The following is an 18,261-nucleotide window of genomic DNA, read 5'->3' as shown; positions in this document are numbered from 1 at the left end:
GCTCGTGTTCTTTCAGCGAGATTCCGCATGAGCGCGTCCTCATCCACAAAATCCATGACCATCGGCGAAAGTGGCTTGTCGCTCACTTTTGCCGTCACCGCCTTCCTGTGCGTCTTCGCTGCGGCGAAGGCACTGGATACGGCCTTCGCGTTCCACGCCTCGCTCGCGGCTGCCGCCAGCGCGGCGTCCGTCTTCTTCATCCTCAACCGCTACTTCGAGCGCGGCGAGCTGCCTCCGCAGGAGATCAATGGTCGGCCGAACTACAATCTCGGTCCGATCAAGTTCGCCTCGTTCATGTCGATGTTCTGGGGCATCGCCGGCTTCACGGTCGGCCTCATCATCGCCTCGCAACTGGCCTGGCCCGCGCTGAACTTCGACCTGCCATGGACCAGCTTCGGCCGCCTGCGGCCGCTGCATACCTCGGCGGTGATCTTCGCGTTTGGCGGCAACGTGCTGCTGGCGACGTCGTTCTACGTCGTGCAGCGGACCTGCCGCGTGCGCCTCGCCGGCGATCTTGCGCCCTGGTTTGTGGTGATCGGCTACAACTTCTTCATCCTGATCGCGGGCACGGGCTATCTGCTCGGTGTTACCGAGGGCAAGGAGTACGCCGAGCCCGAATGGTACTCGGATCTTTGGCTGACGATCGTCTGGGTGGTCTATCTGCTGGTCTTCCTGACGACGATCATCAAGCGCAAGGAGCCGCACATCTTCGTGGCGAACTGGTTCTACCTTGCCTTCATCGTCACGATCGCGGTTCTGCACCTCGGCAACAATCCGGCGCTTCCGGTGTCGCTGTTCGGCTCGAAGTCCTACATCGCCTGGGGCGGCGTGCAGGATGCGATGTTCCAGTGGTGGTACGGCCACAACGCGGTCGGCTTCTTCCTGACCGCCGGCTTCCTCGCCATCATGTACTACTTCATCCCGAAGCGGGCTGAGCGACCGGTCTATTCCTACCGGCTGTCGATCATCCACTTCTGGGCGCTGATCTTCCTCTACATCTGGGCCGGCCCGCACCATCTGCACTATACGGCGCTGCCGGACTGGACGCAGACCCTGGGCATGACCTTCTCGATCATGCTGTGGATGCCCTCCTGGGGCGGCATGATCAACGGCCTGATGACCCTGTCGGGAGCGTGGGACAAGCTGCGGACGGACCCCGTGCTGCGCATGCTGGTCGTGTCGGTCGCCTTCTACGGCATGTCGACCTTCGAAGGTCCGATGATGTCGATCAAGGTGGTCAACTCGCTCAGCCACTACACCGACTGGACCATCGGTCACGTGCACTCCGGTGCGCTTGGCTGGGTCGGCTTCGTCTCCTTCGGCGCGCTGTACTGCCTGGTGCCGTGGATCTGGAACCGCAAGGGTCTCTATAGCCTCAAGCTCGTGAACTGGCACTTCTGGACGGCCACGCTGGGCATCGTGCTCTACATCTCCGCGATGTGGGTCTCGGGCATCCTGCAAGGTCTGATGTGGCGGTCCTACACGGCGCTCGGCTTCCTCGAATACTCGTTCATCGAGACCGTCGAGGCGATGCACCCCTTCTACATCATCCGTGCCGCCGGTGGCGCGCTGTTCCTGATCGGCTCACTCATCATGGCCTACAATCTCTGGATGACGGTCCGTGTCGGTGAGGAAGAAGTTCAGTCGCCCGTCGCCCTTCAGCCGGCGGAGTGAGGTATCAACCATGTCTTTCTGGCAACGACACCAAGTCTTCGAGAAGAACTCGATCATCCTGGTCATCGGCATCCTGCTGGTGATCGCGATCGGCGGCCTCGTCGAGATCACTCCGCTCTTCTACCTGAAGAGCACGATCGAGGCGGTCGACGGCGTGCGTCCCTATACGCCGCTCGAGCTGGCCGGCCGCAACATCTACGTCCGCGAGGGCTGCTATCTCTGCCATTCGCAGATGGTTCGTCCGCTGCGCGACGAAGTGGAACGCTATGGCCACTTCTCGCTCGCCGCGGAGAGCATGTACGACCATCCGTTCCAGTGGGGCTCCAAGCGCACGGGTCCTGACCTTGCCCGCGTCGGCAACAAGTACTCCGACGACTGGCATGTCACCCACCTGACTAACCCGCGCGCCATCGTCCCGCAATCGATCATGCCCGGCTATCCCTTCCTGAAGGAGACCGAGCTGAACGCCGACAACGTCGCCGATCACCTGAAGACGCTGCGGGCGGTGGGTGTGCCCTACACCGACGACCAGATCGCCAACGCCGCCACCGACCTCAAGGCGCAGGTCGATCCGGACGGTGCCGGTGCCGAGGCGCTCACCAAACGCTATCCGAAGGCGGTGGTGCGCAACTTCGACGGCAAGGCGGGTGCGCCGACCGAGATGGATGCGCTGGTAGCGTACCTGCAAATGCTCGGCACCTTGGTCGACTTCAAGATCTACAACGAAAAAGCCAATCTGCGCTGAGATCAGAGGCGAACATCATGAAGCCCATCATTGCAGTCGAAAACATCGCGTCGTCACTCGTGACGACGCTGTGGACCCCGATCTTCGTCGCGATCTTCATCGCGATCGTGACCTATGCCCTCTGGCCTCGCAACAAGGCCGCTTTCGACGAGGCGGCGAGCATGCCGTTGCGGGAGGATTAATTCATCATGGCTGACCATACCGAAGTCGACAGTGTCTCCGGCACCCCCACCACCGGCCACGCCTGGGACGGCATCAAGGAGCTCAACACCCCGCTGCCGCGGTGGTGGGTGATCACCTTCTACATCACCATCGTCTGGGCGATCGGCTACTGGATCGTGTATCCGGCCTGGCCGACCATCTCCAGCAACACTCAGGGCCTGTTCGGCTACTCGTCCCGTGCGGACGTGGCGGTCGAGCTTGCCAATCTCGAGAAGATCCGCGGCGCCAAGATGGCGGCGCTCGCGACCGCCTCGCTCGCTGACATCGAGAAGGATCCGGCGATGCTGGCCCTGGCGCGTGCCAAGGGCAAGACCGTGTTCGGCGACAATTGCGCCGCCTGTCACGGGACCGGCGCGGCCGGCGCCAAGGGCTTCCCGAACCTGAACGACGACGACTGGCTGTGGGGCGGCTCGCTGGAGCAGATCCAGCAGACACTGCTGTACGGCGTGCGCTCGGGTCACCCGAAGACCCGTGAGGGCCAGATGCTCGCCTTCGGCAAGGACGGTGTCCTGAAGCCGGCGGAGATCGTCACGGTCGCCAACTACGTTCGGGAGCTTGCGGGCCTGCCGACCCGGCCGGGTTATGACGCCAAGGCCGGCGCCAAGGTCTTCGCCGAGAACTGCGCGGCCTGCCATGGCGACAACGCCAAGGGCAATCCGGACCTCGGGGCGCCGAACCTGACCGACAAGATCTGGCTCTACGGTTCCGACGAGGCGACCCTGATCGAGACCATCACCAACGGTCGCGCCGGTGTCATGCCGGCCTGGGAGGGCCGTCTCGACCCGACCACGATCAAGGCGATGGCCGTCTACGTCCACTCGCTGGGCGGAGGAAAGTAACGGAAATCCAACGGAACCTTTCCTTCAATTGAGCTGGATCAACTGCGCGGCCGGAGGTGGGAATACCTTCGGCCGCAACTGCGAGAAGACCCCCCAGCCATGACCCGCCAGCCATGAACCAGACGGTAAGACCGGACGACCTGAAGCCTCAGGACCTGCAGCCGGTGGACAATTACGGTCCGCTCTATGCCGCGCACAAGAAGGTCTATCCACAGAGCGTCTCAGGAACCTTCCGCCGGATCAAATGGGGCCTGATGGGCTTCTGTCTCGGTGTCTATTATTTCCTGCCGTTCGTGCGCTGGAATCGCGGCTTCGGCGCGCCCGACCAGGCGGTGCTGATCGACTTCCCGAACCACCGCTTCTATTTCTTCTTCATCGAGCTATGGCCGCAGGAGGTGTACTACTTCACCGGCCTCCTGATTATCGCCGCCATCGGCCTGTTCCTGATGAACGCGATCGGCGGCCGCATCTGGTGCGGCTATCTGTGCCCACAGACAGTGTGGACCGACCTGTTCTACGCGGTGGAGCGCCTGATCGAGGGCGATCGCCGGGAGCGCATGAAGAAGGATGCCTCCGGCGACCCGATGAAACTGGAGCGGATCTCGGAGCTCGTGCTCAAGCATTCGATCTGGCTGATGATCGCGTGGTGGACCGGCGGCGCCTGGGTGCTGTATTTCAGCGATGCGCCGACGCTCGTGAAGGATCTCATCACCTTCCAGGGGCCGATGCTCGCCTATGTCTGGATCGCGATCCTGACCGCGACGACCTACACGCTCGCCGGTTTCATGCGCGAGCAGGTCTGCGTGTATATGTGCCCGTGGCCGCGCATCCAGGCGGCACTGACCGATGAATGGGCGCTCAACGTCACCTACCGCTACGACCGCGGCGAGAGCCGCATGTCGGTCAAGAAGGCCGCCGAATTGCGCGCGCTCGGCCAGCCGGCCGGCGACTGCATCGATTGCAAGCAATGCGTGGCGGTGTGCCCGACCGGCATCGACATCCGCGACGGCGCCCAGATGGACTGCATCCAGTGCGGCCTCTGTATCGACGCCTGCGACACCGTTATGACCAAGATCGGCCGCCCGACGCGGCTGATCGGCTATGACAACGACATCAACATCCATCGCCGGCAGGAAGGCAAGCCGCCGATCTACAAGCTCGTGCGCCCGCGGACCATCGTCTATGCCGCGATCATCGCCGCGGTCGGCGGCGCCATGGCCTACAAGCTCGCGACCCGGTCGCTGCTCGAGGTCAACGTGCTGCACGATCGCAATCCGATTGCGATCAAGTTGTCCGACGGCTCGATCCGCAATGCCTATACGGTGCGCGTCCTCAACAAGCACGGCTTCGATCGCGTCATCGCCATCGACATCGAGGGTCCCGTCAATTCGACCGTTCACGTCGTCGGCGCCGACTCCGTCACGCCGGACCGACCGATGATCGTGGTCGGCCGCGACCAGACCGAGGAGCTGCGCCTCCTGGTGACCGCGCCCGAGGAGACCAATCCTGCGAAGTCCATCCCGGTGAAGTTCCATGTGACGGATATCGGTCTCGGCGTCGTCGCCTCCGCCACCGACAATTTCGTCAGCCCGTAAGCAAGGAGCCTGTCAATGGCCAGCCGTTCCAATCCCTCTTTCCAGCTGACCGGAGGCATGGTGCTCGCGATGCTCCTCGCCTTCTTCGGGACCGTGATCGGCGTCAACGTCTACATGATGAAGATGGCGATCTCGACCTTGCCGGGCACCGAGGTCGACAGCGCCTACAGCGCCAGCCTCGGCTACGAGAAGGAGATCGCGGCGGCGCGCGCCCAGGAGGCGCGGCGCTGGCAGGTCGAGGCGCATATCGAGCGTGGCGCCGGCGGTGCCGCCATTCTGCAGGTCAACGCGCGCGACGCGAGCGGCAATCCCGTCTCGGGCCTGACCTTCCAGGGCCGGCTCGAGCGTCCCGCCGACAAGCGCGCGGATCAGGAGGTCGCGCTCGCCGAGGTCGGCATCGGCATCTATCGCGGCACGGCGGAGGCGATCGCGCCGGGCCAGTGGGACCTCGTGCTCGAAGGCGATTCCAGCGGCCGACGCCTGTTCATGTCGAAGAACCGCGTGCTGCTGAACTGAAGGGATTTCGATCATGCATGCGACGCGTGACTTCTCTCACTACGTCAAGGATCTCGGGGCAGGGCTGAAGCATATCGACCTCGCGGTCGAAGGCGTCAGCTGCGCCGGCTGCATGGCCAAGATCGAGCGCGGCCTCTCCGCGCTGCCCGACGTGACGCTGGCGCGCGTCAATCTCACCGACCGCCGCGTCGCGCTGGAATGGAAGCAGGGCACGCTCGATCCGGCCAAGTTCATCGATCGGCTCGCCGAGCTCGGCTACAAGGCCTATCCGTTCGAGAAGGCGAGTGCGGAAGCCACCGAGGCCGAGGAGTCGCGCTTCCTGCTGCGCTGCCTCGGCGTCGCGGCGTTCGCGACCATGAACGTGATGATGCTGTCGATCCCGGTCTGGTCCGGCAATGTCAGCGACATGCTACCCGAGCAGCGCGACTTCTTCCACTGGTTGTCGGCCGTGATCGCGCTGCCGGCCGCGGCCTATGCGGGCCAGCCGTTCTTCCGTTCCGCCTGGCGTGCCTTGAAGACCGGTAACGTCAACATGGACGTGCCGATCTGCATCGGCGTGATCCTGGCCTTGGGCATGTCGATCGTCGAGACGTTTCATCACGCCGAGCACGCCTATTTCGACGCCGCGATCATGCTGCTGACCTTCCTGCTGGTCGGCCGCTATCTCGACCAGAACATGCGGCGGAAGACCCGCGCCGTCGCCGGCAATCTGGCCGCGCTGAAGGCGGAGACCGCGACCAAGTTCATCGGCCCCGACGAGATTTCGGAGGTGCCGGTCGCCGCCGTTCGCGCCGGCGATCTGGTGCTGCTGCGTCCCGGCGAGCGCTGCGCGGTCGACGGCGTGGTCGTCGAGGGCCGCTCCGAGATCGACCAGAGCCTGATCACCGGCGAGACGCTCTACGTGCCGGCCGAGCAGGGCACCGCGGTCTATGCGGGTTCGCTCAACATTTCCGGCACGCTGCGCGTCCGGGTCTCGGCCGCCGCCGAGGGCACCTTGCTCGCCGAGATCACGCGCCTGCTCGACAACGCGCTGCAGGCCCGCTCGCGCTACATGCGGCTGGCCGACCGCGCCTCGCGGCTGTATGCGCCGGTGGTGCATGCGACCGCAGCGCTCACCGTGCTCGGCTGGGTGCTGATGGGGGCGAGCTGGCACGACGCCATCGTCACCGGCATCGCCGTGCTGATCATCACCTGTCCCTGCGCCCTCGGGCTCGCGATTCCGACGGTGCAGACCGTGGCGTCGGGCGCGATGTTCAAGTCCGGTGTGCTGCTCAATGCGGGCGATGCGATCGAGCGCCTCGCCGAGGCCGATCACGTCATCTTCGACAAGACCGGCACCTTGACGCTGCCGGAGCTCGAGGTCGTCAACGCCGCCGACATTCCTGCAGACGTGTTCGCACTGGCCGGCCAGCTCGCGCTGTCGAGCCATCATCCGGTGGCGGCGGCGGTGGCCCAGGCTGCCAATGCGCGTTCGCCGCTGATGGGCGCGGTCGAGGAGCCGGGGCAGGGTGTCCGCGCCGTCGTCGACGGCCTCGAAATCAGGCTGGGGCGTCCGGCCTTCTGCGGCGCAGAGGCGCTGGTTGCGCAGACCAGCAGCGTCGATCCCGAGGCCTCGGTTGTGGCCTTCAGCCGCGGCGACAGCAAGTACCTGTTCTCGGTGCGCCAGGGCCTGCGCCCCGACGCCGCCAAGATCGTCGCCGGCCTGCAGCGGCGCGGCATCAAGGTCGAGATCCTCTCGGGCGATCGCGAGGCGGCCGTGGCCGCGGCCGCCAAGGCGCTCGGCATCGGCGAGTGGCGCGCCGGCGTCACGCCGGCCGACAAGATCGCGCGCATCGAGGAGCTGAAGCGCGCGGGCGTCAAGGTCATGATGGTCGGCGACGGCATGAACGACGCGCCGTCGCTCGCCGCCGCGCACGTCTCGATGTCGCCGATCTCGGCCGCGCATCTGAGCCAGGCCACCGCCGATCTCGTCTTCCTCGGTCGTCCCCTGGCGCCGGTGCTGGCCGCGATCGACTACGCGCGCAAGGCGCTGCATCTGATGCGGCAGAATCTGTGGCTCGCAGTCGGCTATAACGCCCTGGCGGTGCCGCTTGCGATCAGCGGCGTCGTCACCCCGCTGATCGCGGCAGCCGCGATGTCCGGCTCGTCGATCCTCGTCATGCTGAATGCGCTGCGTGCCCGCAAGGTGGCCGGGGAGGCCGCGTCATGGAAGTGATGATCATTCTTGTCCCGCTCGCTCTGGCGCTCGGCCTTGCCGGCCTGGTCGGCTTTCTCTGGTCGCTGAAGAGCGGCCAGTATGAGGATCTCGAAGGGGCGGCTTGGCGCGCCATCGCCGACGACGATGAGCAGGCCCCGCCGGCTCAGCCCGAGGCCGCGCCGAGCCGGTCCTGAACGCCTGGCAGCGTCAACCAACGCGTCAGGTATCCCGCGACCGCGAGCGCGGCGGCGATGCCTGCCACGCAAGCCGTCCAGCCGAACCGGTCGAACAACTGGCCCAGCACGGCCGTTCCGATGATGCCGCCGGCGAAATAGCTGGCGAGGTAAAGACCGCTTGCAACGCCCTGATCGTGGGCGGCGGTCTTTCCGACGAAACCTGTGGTCACGGCCTGGGCGAAGAACGTGCCCGCACCGACCAGCACCGTGCCGGCCAGCACCGCCCCGAGCCGTGACGACAGCATCAGGACGAGGCCGAGGCCTGCGGTCGCGAGTGCGCCCCAGATCGCGCCCTGTGTGCCAATCCTTGCGACCGTCCGGCCGGCGAGCAGCGTGGTGACGATCGAGGGCAGGAAGACGAAATACACCAGTCCGACCTCCATCATGCCGAGCGACAGCGGCGGCCGCACCAGCACGAAGTTCACGAAGGTGAAGGCGCCGATGAAGGCGAACAGGACGCAGAAGCCGACGCCGAAGGCCGCGCGCAGGCGGCGGTCGCGCAGGTGATCGGCAATGGCCCCGCCGCGCAGCCGCATCGTTCCCTGCGCACGCATGGCCGCGCCTCCGACCGCGAATGCGGCGAGAAGGGCACCGCAGACATTGAGCGCGGCGAAGACGTAGAAGGTCGGCTTGAGGCCCAGGGCACCGGTGAGACCGGCCGAGAGCAGGCGCCCGACCAGATTGCTGGCGACGTTGCCGGTGATATAGGCCGCGAAGGCGCCGCCGGCCTCGCTGGCGGTGCACTGCTCGCCGAGATAGGCCAGGGTGAGGGCGAACGCCGAGGCCATGCACAGGCCCTGCAGGATGCGCAAGCCTGCGAACATCGTCAGGTCGGGCGCGCTGCCGAGCAAGGCGGTGAAGCCGGCGAGCAGGGCAAGGCTGGCGACGATGCCGATCCGGCGATCGATCAGCGGGCTGAGCAGGCCGATGACCAGGCTCGCGATCGCCATTCCCAGCGTGCAGGCGTTGACGGCAAGCCCCATCTCGGCCGCGCTGACCTGATAGTAGCGCGTGAGGACCGGCAGCATCGCCTGCGCCGCGAACAGATCGACGAGGCTGAAGAAGGCGAGCAGGCCGACCAGGATCGCGCGCCGCGCCGCCGTTCGTGCATTCACATTGCGGGCTCCAATCGGCAACCGTGCGGACAGATCCGTCATGGCAATCTCCTCGGCTCCACAGGCAACGCGGCCGTATCCGGATCGCCTGCCTGAAGGGGGCGATCCGAAGGCGGCCGGCGGAGGCGCGCGATCTACATGTTGTGATCGTGCGGATCCTTGCGAACGTCGCCGACATAGAGGATGACCGTCTCCTTGCCGTCGTTCTTCCACCAATGCGACGTGCCGAACACCTCGGCTCTCAGATCGCCGGCCTTGTGCAGGATCGGCTCGGCGCAGTTGCTGGCATATTCGATGATCTCGCCCTGCTGAACGAAGATCAGCGCCGGGCGATCGTCATGGCTGTGCCACGGCACGATGCCGCCGGGCGCGATGGTCAGCTTGCGGAAGCGCAGCTCGCGGTCCTTGATATTGGCGGGCTGCTTGGCGAGATCGATCGCACCAAGCGTGACGTCGGTAACGCCGACCGCCTTGACGTCTGCTTTCTCACGCACGCCGGCCTTGATCTTGTCGGCCGGACACTCGCCGGCGCGGGCGCCGGACGCCGCGATCACCGTCGTAGCAACGGCCAGGACGAAAACAGCGCTCAGGCGGCGCGCGCGTGTAGCTGCGATCTGCATCAACATGTCATTGTCTCCTCTGATGGAACAGCGGCCCGCGCCGAGCGGGCATCGCGAGGCGCACCATCGGGGAGCAGAGGACATGATGGAAATGCATCCTTTCTCTGGAGCCGATAGACCGCCGCTATCGATAGGCGGACGCTATCCTCGCGATTGGACAACGGCATTTCTCAAGCAGAGCAGGTCGCGATTGTAATGCGAACGCCCGATGACGGGCGACAGCATTCATGAGGAGGAGATATCCATGACCCGCCTGTCCAAGACCTTGATCGCCGCGGCCGTGGTCGCGGTCTCTGCCACCGCAGCCATCGCGCAAGGCGGCCTCGATCTCGCGCCCGGCATGGCCTATGTCTACAGCGCCGGCAAGACCAGCATGATGACGATGGCCGCCGGCGACGCCAATCATCGGGCCATGATGCGCCACGCCAGGAAGGTGCCGAACAACACCGTCTTCTTCATGAGCGACGGGCAGCTCTATTCGACGTCCGGTATGCTCGATCCCACCGGCAATTTCTATCGGCCCTGAGCTCGACAGCCGGGCAGGCCGCCCTTGTGGTCGGCTTGCCCGGGAAACTATCATGGTTGGGGTCCTGAACCTGCCGGAGCAGCTCATGACAGTGCTTTCACCCGCGGATGCCGAGCGGCTCAGACAGGCCTTCCTGCAATGCAGGGAGATGCAGGGCACCCTGCGGCAGCAGCTCGAGGCCTATGCCGCTGCGGGTCGCGAGATCTTTCCGGCCTACGCGTCCGCCGTCGACCGCCTGGTGGCGCGGCTCGGAGACAACGGCGGCGGCGAGACTGCGCCGCGGCCCGGTGAGACGATGCCGCCATTCGTCCTGCCCGATGAGGCTGGCCGGCTGGTGAGCCTGCAATCCTGCCTCGTCCGAGGGCCGGTCGCCGTGATGTTCTTCCGTGGCCATTGGTGCCCCTATTGCCGGCTCAACGTTCGCGCGGTGATCAAGGCGCAGGAGCGCATCGACGCCGCGGGCGGCGCGATCGTCGCGATCACGCCGGAGCTGCAGGCGTTCACGCAGCAGTTCAAATCGGACGCCGGCGCCACCTTCCCTGTGTTGACGGATCTCGACAACGGCTATGCCTTGTCGCTCAACCTCGCGATCTGGCTTGGTCGTGAGATCCAGCAACTACTGGCGCACCAGGACCTGGCGAGCTTCCACGGCAATGACGGCTGGGTGTTGCCCATCCCGGCTGCCTTCGTGGTCGGGCGTGACGGTCTCGTAAAGGCGCGCTTCGTCGATCCCGACTTCCGCAAGCGGATGGAGATCGACGATCTGGTCGAAGCGCTTCGCCAGGCCGCAGCTCAGGACTGCTGAGCGAGCCATTCCTGCCAGTTCCTGCCGCGCAGCATGCGCATCACGGTCGAGGCAACCGCCGTGCGTTCACGGCCAGCAACGCCGTAGAGATGAACGGTGCGCCGCACGTCGAGTCCGTCGACGGTGGCCCGATGCAGGGTCTCCGGAAGCGTGGTCGTTTGCGGCACCACGCCGATGCCGACTCCGGCTTCCATCAGCGCGATCAGGTCGCGTTCGGAGTGGACATCATGAGTTCGTCCGAGGTCGACGCCGCGTTCGCGGAGCAGCGTGCGCAACCTGTCCGCATGTTCGCAATAGTTGCGGCACAGCAACGCGTCACCGCCCAGATCATCGATCGCGATCGGATCCTGCCCGGCCAGCCGGTGCCGGCTGCTCACGGCGAGCGCGAAGTCCTCGGTGAAGAGAGGCCAGACATCCAGCCGATCCCAGGTCTCGTCGATCTCCGAGGCTATGCCGAGCTCCGCTTCGCCGTTCTTCAGATGCTCTGCGATCATGCGGCTGCTGCCGCGTAGAAACCTGAGCTCGAGCTGGTTGAACTGGCGCTGCAGCTGATCGAGCAGCGGAATCAGCAGCGCAAGGTCGACCGAGTCGGCGAGCGCGATCCGGAGCGTGCCGAGCTCTCCGCTCTTGAAGGACGAGGCGAGGGTTCGCGCGCCGACGGCAGCCTCGTAGCATTGTTTCAGCAGTGGATGCATGCGCTGGCCGAGCTCGGTGAGTTGCGCGGCCGGCCGCTCACGCCGGAACAAGTCGCCGCCGAGCTCGGCTTCGAGCTGCTTGATCGCACGCGTCAGCGACGGCTGCGTCACGTTGCATTCCTCGGCCGCGCGCGTGAAGTGCAGCAGCCGGGCAACGGCAAGAAAATACCGAACCTGATGCATTTCCATCGAGGTGCTCCGTTCGATCGGGCCGACGTCCCCGGGTGCAATATCCTACCAAGCGAGGCTTGGCACCAGCGATTGCGATAGCGAGCACCTATCGTGTGGCGAGCCAAACGGCATTTCCATTGGTCATGGCGGCCCGGCAATTTGTGCAGGCACGGAGCTCAACTGCTCGGACGAAGGCGACGCCATGGCTGTAGATTCACTGAAAGCCCGATCCACATTACCTCCGCTGTCCGGCAGGGTGGCGGTGATCACCGGCTCGACCAGCGGCATCGGTCTGGGGATTGCGCAGGCACTTGCCGGTGCCGGGGCGCACGTCATGCTGAACGGCTTCGGAGCTCCCGAGGAGATCGGCCGCATCAGGTCGCAGATCGCTGCGGAGTTCGGTGTTCGCACCGGGTATGCTGCGGCCGACATGACGCAGCCGGAAGCGATCGCGCGCATGATGGCGGACACCCTGCAGGAATTTGGCCGCATCGACATCCTGGTCAACAACGCGGGCATCCAACACGTTGCTCCGCTGGAGCAGTTTCCCGCGGAAAAGTGGGACGCCATCGTTGCCATCAATCTCTCGTCGGCGTTCCACACGATGCGACTGGCGCTGCCGTCGATGCGGCGGAATGGCTTTGGTCGCATCATCAACATCGCCTCCGCGCACGGCCTCGTCGCGTCGCCGTTCAAATCGGCCTATGTCGCTGCCAAGCACGGCATCATCGGCCTCACCAAGGTCGCGGCGCTGGAGGCGGCCGAGATCGGCATCACCTGCAATGCGATCTGTCCGGGTTACGTCTACACGCCGCTGGTCGAGGCGCAGATCGACGGACAGGCCAGGGCGCACGGCATCTCCCGCGATCAGGTCATCCGCGATGTCCTGCTGGCGCAACAGCCGAACAAGCGCTTTGCAACGGCGGAGGAGATCGGTGCACTCGCGGTCTTTCTCGCCAGCGATGCCGCCGCATCGATCACCGGCGTTGCCCTGCCGGTCGATGGTGGTTGGACCGCACATTGACGGTTGGGCGATGTAACAGCGACGGGAAAACTGCGAACAGGACAATGCATCAGGAGGGAGACATGAGGAGGGAGACATGGCCGACGTCGACGACACGATGTGCGCGATGATCGATCGCGGCAGGCTGCCAGGGCAGGTGGTTCTCGTCCTGCAGGGCGGTGGTGCGCTCGGTTCATACCAGGCCGGCGTCTATCAGGCGCTGCACGAGGCTGGTCTGGAGCCGGACTGGGTGATCGGGACATCGATTGGCGCCATCAATGCCGCTCTCATCGCCGGCAGCCCCGTGCAGGAGCGCATGACGCGGCTGCGGGAGTTCTGGAAGCGGATGCACCGGCGGCCAGCCTGGACGGTGCGCACGGCCTTTCCGGATTTCAACGAGCGGCTGTCCTATTGGACGACCGTGACGCATGGGATTCCGGGCTTCTTCCGTCCCAACGCCCTGGCGCATGCCGGGGAGTCCTATCCGCTCGGTGCCGAGCAGGCCGGCTATTACTCGACCGCTCCGCTGCGCGAAACGCTGCAGGAGCTCGTCGACTTCGATCGTCTCAACAATGGCGGTCTACGCCTCACGGTCGGGGCGGCGCACGTCAGGACGAGCCGGATGCGCTATTTCGACAGTCGCAACGAGGTGCTGGATGTCCGCCACATCCTGGCATCGGGCGCGCTGCCTCCCGCGTTTCCGGCAGTTCGCATCGATGGCGAACTGTATTGGGACGGCGGCATCCTGTCGAACACGCCGACCGAGGTCGTGTTCGACGACAATCCGCGAAAGGACTCGCTGATCTTCGCCGTGCATCTGTGGAATCCCGAAGGAGCCGAGCCGACGACCATGGCGGAGGTGTTCAACCGGCACAAGGACGCGCAATATTCGAGCCGAATCTCGAGCCATATCGCGCGCCAGCAGCAGACGCATCGGCTGCGGCATATCATCAATCAGCTTGCGGTTCATTTGCCGGAGTCGGTCCGCAATGATCCGGCGATCCGCGATCTTGTCAGTCACGGTTGTCAGACGCGGATGCATGTCGTCCGGCTGCTGGCCCCGCAACTTGCTCGCGAGAGCCATACCAAGGATATCGATTTCACCGAGCGAGGCATCATCGCGCGCTGGACTGCGGGCTATCAGCACACGCGATCGGTCCTGCAGCGCAGGCCCTGGTCGGGCGAGCACGATCCGCTCTCCGGCGTGGTGTTGCACGATCCGTCGGTGACGCTCGCAGCGGCTGCGGAGTAGAGGGGCCGATGAGCTGAGTCGATCCGATTAGTGCGGTATCTCGGCATTCCGATACCGCTCGGATCAACTCAGTTTAAGGGATTAGTCGCCATTCGTTCTTAATCATTATGGCGCGGCGGCGTCGCCGCGATCCTTGTTTGCCGACCGTGCGAAGACGTCGCCGGAGGGCCGCTGCGCAAGCGCGTATCGGCCGATGCGAGCGTGACCGGCCGGGCAGCGGTATTTGATTGGGATTGGCCAATGTCCGAACGCGCGGTGCTGCAGAATGAGACGGTTGAGCCGGAGACCGGTGCGGTCAGCCTCAAATGGAAAATTCTCGCCGGCAATCTGCTGACCGGATTTTTCGCGATGGCCTTCGCCTTTGCGCTCGCATGGAGCGGGTGGGGCGACTTGCGCAAGCGCGAGCGGGCGGAGCAGGTTCTGGACGCCTTCGAGCTGGCGCTGAAGGTCAATGCCCAGATCCCGCTCGAGCGCAGCCAGTGGAATCTGCTCGCGGCGGCCGGGTCCGCATCGGCTGATGATATCGCCAAGCTCGACAAGGCCATCGTCACGACCGACGAGTCGCTGGCACGGGCCAAGGCTGCCGCGCAAGTTGCGGGACTGCCGACCACCAATCTCGATGCCGCGGAGACGACGCTGCGTGGCGTACGGTCCGCAGCGCGCAGCGCGGCACCGCTTCCGGCCGCGCAGCGTCCGGCGAACATCCAGGCGACGACCACGGATGGCCTCGGTCGCGCGGCCGAGTCTCTGAATGCCGCCATCGACGAGTCCGCGATCGAGCTGTCGCGGGCCGGCGGCGAGGTCGAGAACCTGTTGCCGTCGGCCCAGCTTGCGCAATTGGCGCAATCGATGCGCACGATCAACGGCGCGCGCTCCGCCGTGTTGCGCTTCTTCATCCAGAACACCGGCTGGACCCCGGCGCGTCTTGCGGAGGTGACCGAGCAGAGCGGCCAGGTGACGTTGCTGTGGCAGCAGATCGAGCTTGCGGCGCGCAGCGTTCGCAATACGCCGGAAGTGTCCGCAGCGCTCGAGCACGTTCGCACGACCCTGATGGGCGCGGGCGAACAGCGCTACCGTCAACTCGTCACGGCGGGGCGCGACGGACAGCCGTCGCCGGTCACGGCGGAGGAGTGGGGCCGCTGGACGACGCCGATGCTGAACAACGTCATCGTGCTGCGCGATGCGGCGCTCAAGTCCGCGCATCAGGCCATCGATCAGGCCATTGGCGCGGCGCGGCTGCGGCTGTTCATCGCGCTCGGCGTTCTGCTGCTGGTGGCGATCGTGTCGGTCGCCGTGGTCATCGGCATCGTCCGTGGCGTCGTCGGCCCGCTGGTCGGACTGACCGGCGTGACCCTGCGGCTCGCCAATGGCGAGCTGAGCGCCGACATTCCGAACGAGTCCCGCAAGGACGAGATCGGCGCGATGGCGCGCGCCCTGAAGATCTTCAAGGATGCGCTGATCGCCAAGAAGGCCTCGGACGAGGCCGCGCAGCGCGACGCGCAGGCGCAGATCGATCGGGCCCGGCGGCTGGATGCGCTGACGCGCAACTTCGAGTCGACGATCGCCGACATCGTCAACACCGTGTCGTCGGCGGCCTCGGGCCTCGAAACGTCGGCGGATATGCTGACAAACACCGCCAACCGCTCGCAGGAGCTCAGCACGGTGGTGGCGGCTGCGTCGGAGGAAGCTTCCGCCAACGTTCAGTCGGTCGCCTCCGCCACCGAGGAGCTCTCCTCGTCGGTGACCGAGATCAGCCGTCAGGTCCAGGCGTCGGCGCGCATGGCCGGCGACGCCGTGCAGCAGGTGCGCCAGACCAATGGGCGCGTCGCAGAATTGTCGCAGGCCGCAGCCCGCATCGGCGACGTCGTCGAGCTCATCAACAGCATTGCCGGACAGACCAATCTGCTCGCACTCAACGCCACCATCGAGGCGGCGCGCGCCGGCGATGCTGGGCGCGGTTTCGCGGTGGTCGCGACCGAGGTCAAGGCGCTGGCCGAGCAGACGGCGAAGGCGACCGAGGAGATCTCGCAGCAGATCTCGGGCGTGCAGGCCGCGACGCAGGAATCGGTGAATTCGATCCAGGCGATCAGTTCGACGATCGAGCGGCTTGCCGAGATCGGCGCGGCCATTGCGGCGGCGGTCGAAGAGCAGGGTGCTGCAACGCAGGAAATCTCCCGCAACGTGCAGCAGGCCGCCCACGGCACCCAGCAGGTCTCGTCCAACATCACGGACGTGCAGCGCGGCGCCTCGCAGACCGGCTCGGCCTCCGCCGAGGTGCTGTCATCGGCCAAGTCGCTCGCCGGAGATTCCAACCGCCTCAAGCGTGAGGTCGGCAGTTTCCTGGAAGCGGTCCGCGCAGCGTAAGAAGCCCGCCTTTCAAGCGCACAAGAAAAAGCCCGGACGACGTCCGGGCTTTTGTTGTTTGACCGTAGCCCGGATGAGCGAAGCGATATCCGGGGCCTGTTCGACAGGATGAGATGAACCCGGATGCCGCTTCGCTCATCCGGGCAAGGGGAGCGGGCTACGACGCCAGCATCTTCCGGTACAGCGCGTTGTAGCAGGCGGCCGACAGGTTCCAGCTGAAGGAGCGTGCCATCGCCGACAGCCGCATCGCGTTCAGTCGCTCGGTGCTGGTGAACGCGGAGAATGCGCGCTTCACCCCGCCAAGGAAGGATTCCGCCGACGGCTTCTCGAACAGGAATCCGGTCTCGCCATCTGTGATGGTCTCGGCGAGGCCGCCGGTCTGGTGGCCGATCGGCAGCGAGCCGAAGCGCTGGGCATACATCTGGCTCAGGCCGCAGGGCTCGAAGCGCGACGGCATCAGGGTGAAGTCGCTGCCGGCGAAGATGCGCCGCGCCTGCGCATCGTTGAAGCCAATGGCGACCCCGATCGCGTCCGGCCGGCGGCGGTGAGCCTCCATCAGCGCGCGCTCGATGGCGGGCTCGCCGGTGCCGGTGACCACGATCTGGCCGCCGGCGCCGACGATCTCATCGGCGGCTTCCAGCACCAGGTCGATGCCCTTCTGATGGACGAGGCGCGCGACGATGCCGAACATCGGACCGCGCGACACCGCGAGGCCGAACTGCTTGCGGACGTAGTCGGCGTTGGCCTTCTTGCCCTTCCAGTCGCCGGCGGCGAAGGGCTGCGCCAGCTGCTGGCAGTAACGGGGATCCCAGCTCTCGTCGATGCCGTTGAGAATGCCGGTCAGCTCATGGGCGTTGGAGCGCTGCCGGAGCAGGCCCTCCAGCCCGCAGCCGAGCTCCGGCGTCGTGATCTCCTGCGCATAGGTCGAGCTGACCGTGGTGAGATGCGACGCATAGACCAGGCCACCCTTGAGAAAGGACAGCTTGTCGTAGAACTCCAGACCGTCGATGTGGAACGAGGATTCGGGGGCGCCGATCCGGCGCAGCGACTCGCGCGGGAACAGGCCCTGATAGGCGAGGTTGTGGATGGTCAGGATCGAGGGAACCTCGACCCCGCGCCATGCCAGATAGGCCGGCACCAATGCGGCCTGCCAATCGTTGGCGTGCACCAGATCGGCTGCCCAGTTCTCATCCAGCGTGCCCGCCGCCAGCTCGGCGGCGGCGGCGGCGAGACGGCCGAAGCGGATGTCGTTGTCCGCCCAGTCCTGCCCGTTCTCGTCGCCGTAGGGGTTGCCCGGACGGTCATAGAGCTCGTCGCAGAGCAGGACGTAGACCGGCAGGCCGTCGCGGGTCGAAGACCGTCCCAGCGCGCAGCCTGGCATCTCTGCCAGAGGAGCGCATTGGCCGACGATCTCGATGTGAGTGAGTTGCTCGATCACGTCCCGGTAGCCGGGCAGCATGATCCTGACGTCGGTGTGTGAGCGCAGTGCCCGGGGAAGTGCCGCCGAAACGGCAGCCAGTCCGCCCACCCGGACGAAATCGTCCATTTCGGTCGTAACGAACAGAACCCGCAAGAGATGTCCTCGATCAAGCCCCATGTTCGTCCTATGCAAGAAAAGGTCCAAATTCAGTCGTGAAGAAAAGCGTCGCCCCACCGCGGCGGAAGGCCAAACGCTTTCGACATCGA

17 protein-coding genes are annotated in these 18,261 nt (G+C 65.5%); 13 read left to right on the top strand and 4 right to left on the bottom strand.

The features are described 5' to 3' along the window. The first annotated feature begins 27 nt into the window (after positions 1-27). The 8 genes from ccoN to ccoS all read left to right on the top strand — a co-directional run bounded on the left by ccoN (position 28) and on the right by ccoS (position 7,982). Positions 28-1,674, top strand: a complete 1,647-nt coding sequence (gene ccoN, locus QW881_RS18200) for a cytochrome-c oxidase, cbb3-type subunit I (protein WP_315737148.1) — start codon at positions 28-30, stop codon at positions 1,672-1,674. Between the two features lie 10 nt (positions 1,675-1,684). Beyond that, a complete protein-coding gene (gene ccoO / locus QW881_RS18195) occupies positions 1,685-2,419 on the top strand; it encodes a cytochrome-c oxidase, cbb3-type subunit II (RefSeq protein ID WP_315737149.1) in 735 nt (244 codons plus the stop codon). 17 nt (positions 2,420-2,436) lie between these two features. Continuing rightward, positions 2,437-2,601: a cbb3-type cytochrome c oxidase subunit 3 gene (locus QW881_RS18190; protein ID WP_315715702.1), complete on the top strand. Its 165-nt coding sequence runs from the start codon at positions 2,437-2,439 to the stop codon at positions 2,599-2,601. Positions 2,602-2,607: 6 nt separating this feature from the next. Further along, the gene (ccoP, locus tag QW881_RS18185) at positions 2,608-3,480 is read left to right on the top strand and encodes a cytochrome-c oxidase, cbb3-type subunit III (RefSeq protein WP_315758486.1); all 873 of its coding nucleotides are present in this window, start codon (positions 2,608-2,610) and stop codon (positions 3,478-3,480) included. Between the two features lie 113 nt (positions 3,481-3,593). Next, the gene (ccoG, locus tag QW881_RS18180; RefSeq protein WP_315758487.1) at positions 3,594-5,075 is read left to right on the top strand and encodes a cytochrome c oxidase accessory protein CcoG; all 1,482 of its coding nucleotides are present in this window, start codon (positions 3,594-3,596) and stop codon (positions 5,073-5,075) included. 15 nt (positions 5,076-5,090) lie between these two features. Then, complete coding sequence (locus QW881_RS18175) at positions 5,091-5,591, top strand: FixH family protein (protein WP_315737152.1); 501 nt, start codon at positions 5,091-5,093, stop codon at positions 5,589-5,591. A 13-nt stretch (positions 5,592-5,604) separates the two neighbouring features. Further along, complete coding sequence (locus QW881_RS18170; RefSeq protein WP_315758488.1) at positions 5,605-7,806, top strand: cation-translocating P-type ATPase; 2,202 nt, start codon at positions 5,605-5,607, stop codon at positions 7,804-7,806. Further along, on the top strand, positions 7,797-7,982 hold the full coding sequence (gene ccoS, locus QW881_RS18165) for a cbb3-type cytochrome oxidase assembly protein CcoS (protein ID WP_315715707.1): 186 nt from the start codon (positions 7,797-7,799) through the stop codon (positions 7,980-7,982). The genes QW881_RS18170 and ccoS overlap by 10 nt, the downstream gene beginning before the upstream one ends. Here the strand turns inward: ccoS and QW881_RS18160 are convergent. Further along, positions 7,952-9,181, bottom strand: coding sequence for an MFS transporter (locus tag QW881_RS18160; RefSeq protein WP_315758489.1), 1,230 nt, complete (start codon positions 9,179-9,181; stop codon positions 7,952-7,954). The two genes, ccoS and QW881_RS18160, sit on opposite strands and share 31 nt — an antisense overlap. Positions 9,182-9,273: 92 nt before the next feature. Then, positions 9,274-9,765: a cupin domain-containing protein gene (locus QW881_RS18155; protein ID WP_315758490.1), complete on the bottom strand. Its 492-nt coding sequence runs from the start codon at positions 9,763-9,765 to the stop codon at positions 9,274-9,276. Between the two features lie 238 nt (positions 9,766-10,003). Here QW881_RS18155 and QW881_RS18150 point away from each other — a divergent pair, with 238 nt between their 5' ends. Both QW881_RS18150 and QW881_RS18145 read left to right on the top strand, forming a co-directional pair. Continuing rightward, entirely contained in the window at positions 10,004-10,285 is a 282-nt protein-coding gene (locus tag QW881_RS18150) for a hypothetical protein (RefSeq protein ID WP_315758492.1), read from the top strand. A gap of 85 nt (positions 10,286-10,370) precedes the next feature. Further along, a complete protein-coding gene (locus QW881_RS18145) occupies positions 10,371-11,090 on the top strand; it encodes a peroxiredoxin-like family protein (protein WP_315758493.1) in 720 nt (239 codons plus the stop codon). On the opposite strand, the gene QW881_RS18140 is transcribed toward QW881_RS18145, so the two are convergent. Further along, complete coding sequence (locus QW881_RS18140) at positions 11,078-11,974, bottom strand: LysR family transcriptional regulator (RefSeq protein ID WP_315758494.1); 897 nt, start codon at positions 11,972-11,974, stop codon at positions 11,078-11,080. The genes QW881_RS18145 and QW881_RS18140 overlap by 13 nt on opposite strands. Positions 11,975-12,158: 184 nt before the next feature. On the opposite strand from QW881_RS18140, the gene QW881_RS18135 reads away from it, so the two are divergent. The 3 genes from QW881_RS18135 to QW881_RS18125 all read left to right on the top strand — a co-directional run bounded on the left by QW881_RS18135 (position 12,159) and on the right by QW881_RS18125 (position 16,575). After that, on the top strand, positions 12,159-12,980 hold the full coding sequence (locus QW881_RS18135; RefSeq protein ID WP_316159123.1) for a 3-hydroxybutyrate dehydrogenase: 822 nt from the start codon (positions 12,159-12,161) through the stop codon (positions 12,978-12,980). A 76-nt stretch (positions 12,981-13,056) separates the two neighbouring features. Then, on the top strand, positions 13,057-14,211 hold the full coding sequence (locus QW881_RS18130; RefSeq protein WP_316159122.1) for a patatin-like phospholipase family protein: 1,155 nt from the start codon (positions 13,057-13,059) through the stop codon (positions 14,209-14,211). Positions 14,212-14,451: 240 nt separating this feature from the next. Then, entirely contained in the window at positions 14,452-16,575 is a 2,124-nt protein-coding gene (locus tag QW881_RS18125) for a HAMP domain-containing methyl-accepting chemotaxis protein (RefSeq protein ID WP_316159121.1), read from the top strand. Between the two features lie 157 nt (positions 16,576-16,732). Here the strand turns inward: QW881_RS18125 and glgA are convergent, their stop codons facing one another. Next, positions 16,733-18,148, bottom strand: a complete 1,416-nt coding sequence (gene glgA / locus QW881_RS18120; RefSeq protein ID WP_315758499.1) for a glycogen synthase GlgA — start codon at positions 18,146-18,148, stop codon at positions 16,733-16,735. Positions 18,149-18,261 lie beyond the last annotated feature (113 nt).

Source organism: Bradyrhizobium sp. SZCCHNS3016 (assembly GCF_032484535.1).
Classification (GTDB): Bacteria; Pseudomonadota; Alphaproteobacteria; order Rhizobiales; family Xanthobacteraceae; genus Bradyrhizobium.
Note: the sequence above shows the minus strand (reverse complement) of the source record. Positions and strands in the feature narration are given on the sequence as shown.

Excerpts from the sequence above, each read along its gene's own strand:
- QW881_RS18135 (WP_316159123.1), top strand. The coding sequence starts at position 12,159 with ATGGCTGTAGATTCACTGAAAGCCCGATCCACATTACCTCCGCTGTCC.
- ccoN (WP_315737148.1), top strand. The coding sequence starts at position 28 with ATGAGCGCGTCCTCATCCACAAAATCCATGACCATCGGCGAAAGTGGC.
- ccoP (WP_315758486.1), top strand. The coding sequence starts at position 2,608 with ATGGCTGACCATACCGAAGTCGACAGTGTCTCCGGCACCCCCACCACC.
- QW881_RS18175 (WP_315737152.1), top strand. The coding sequence starts at position 5,091 with ATGGCCAGCCGTTCCAATCCCTCTTTCCAGCTGACCGGAGGCATGGTG.
- ccoG (WP_315758487.1), top strand. The coding sequence starts at position 3,594 with ATGAACCAGACGGTAAGACCGGACGACCTGAAGCCTCAGGACCTGCAG.
- QW881_RS18130 (WP_316159122.1), top strand. The coding sequence starts at position 13,057 with ATGGCCGACGTCGACGACACGATGTGCGCGATGATCGATCGCGGCAGG.
- ccoS (WP_315715707.1), top strand. The coding sequence starts at position 7,797 with ATGGAAGTGATGATCATTCTTGTCCCGCTCGCTCTGGCGCTCGGCCTT.
- QW881_RS18170 (WP_315758488.1), top strand. The coding sequence starts at position 5,605 with ATGCATGCGACGCGTGACTTCTCTCACTACGTCAAGGATCTCGGGGCA.
- QW881_RS18190 (WP_315715702.1), top strand. The coding sequence starts at position 2,437 with ATGAAGCCCATCATTGCAGTCGAAAACATCGCGTCGTCACTCGTGACG.
- QW881_RS18125 (WP_316159121.1), top strand. The coding sequence starts at position 14,452 with ATGTCCGAACGCGCGGTGCTGCAGAATGAGACGGTTGAGCCGGAGACC.
- QW881_RS18140 (WP_315758494.1), bottom strand. The coding sequence starts at position 11,974 with ATGGAAATGCATCAGGTTCGGTATTTTCTTGCCGTTGCCCGGCTGCTG.
- QW881_RS18160 (WP_315758489.1), bottom strand. The coding sequence starts at position 9,181 with ATGACGGATCTGTCCGCACGGTTGCCGATTGGAGCCCGCAATGTGAAT.
- QW881_RS18155 (WP_315758490.1), bottom strand. The coding sequence starts at position 9,765 with ATGTTGATGCAGATCGCAGCTACACGCGCGCGCCGCCTGAGCGCTGTT.
- QW881_RS18145 (WP_315758493.1), top strand. The coding sequence starts at position 10,371 with ATGACAGTGCTTTCACCCGCGGATGCCGAGCGGCTCAGACAGGCCTTC.
- ccoO (WP_315737149.1), top strand. The coding sequence starts at position 1,685 with ATGTCTTTCTGGCAACGACACCAAGTCTTCGAGAAGAACTCGATCATC.
- QW881_RS18150 (WP_315758492.1), top strand. The coding sequence starts at position 10,004 with ATGACCCGCCTGTCCAAGACCTTGATCGCCGCGGCCGTGGTCGCGGTC.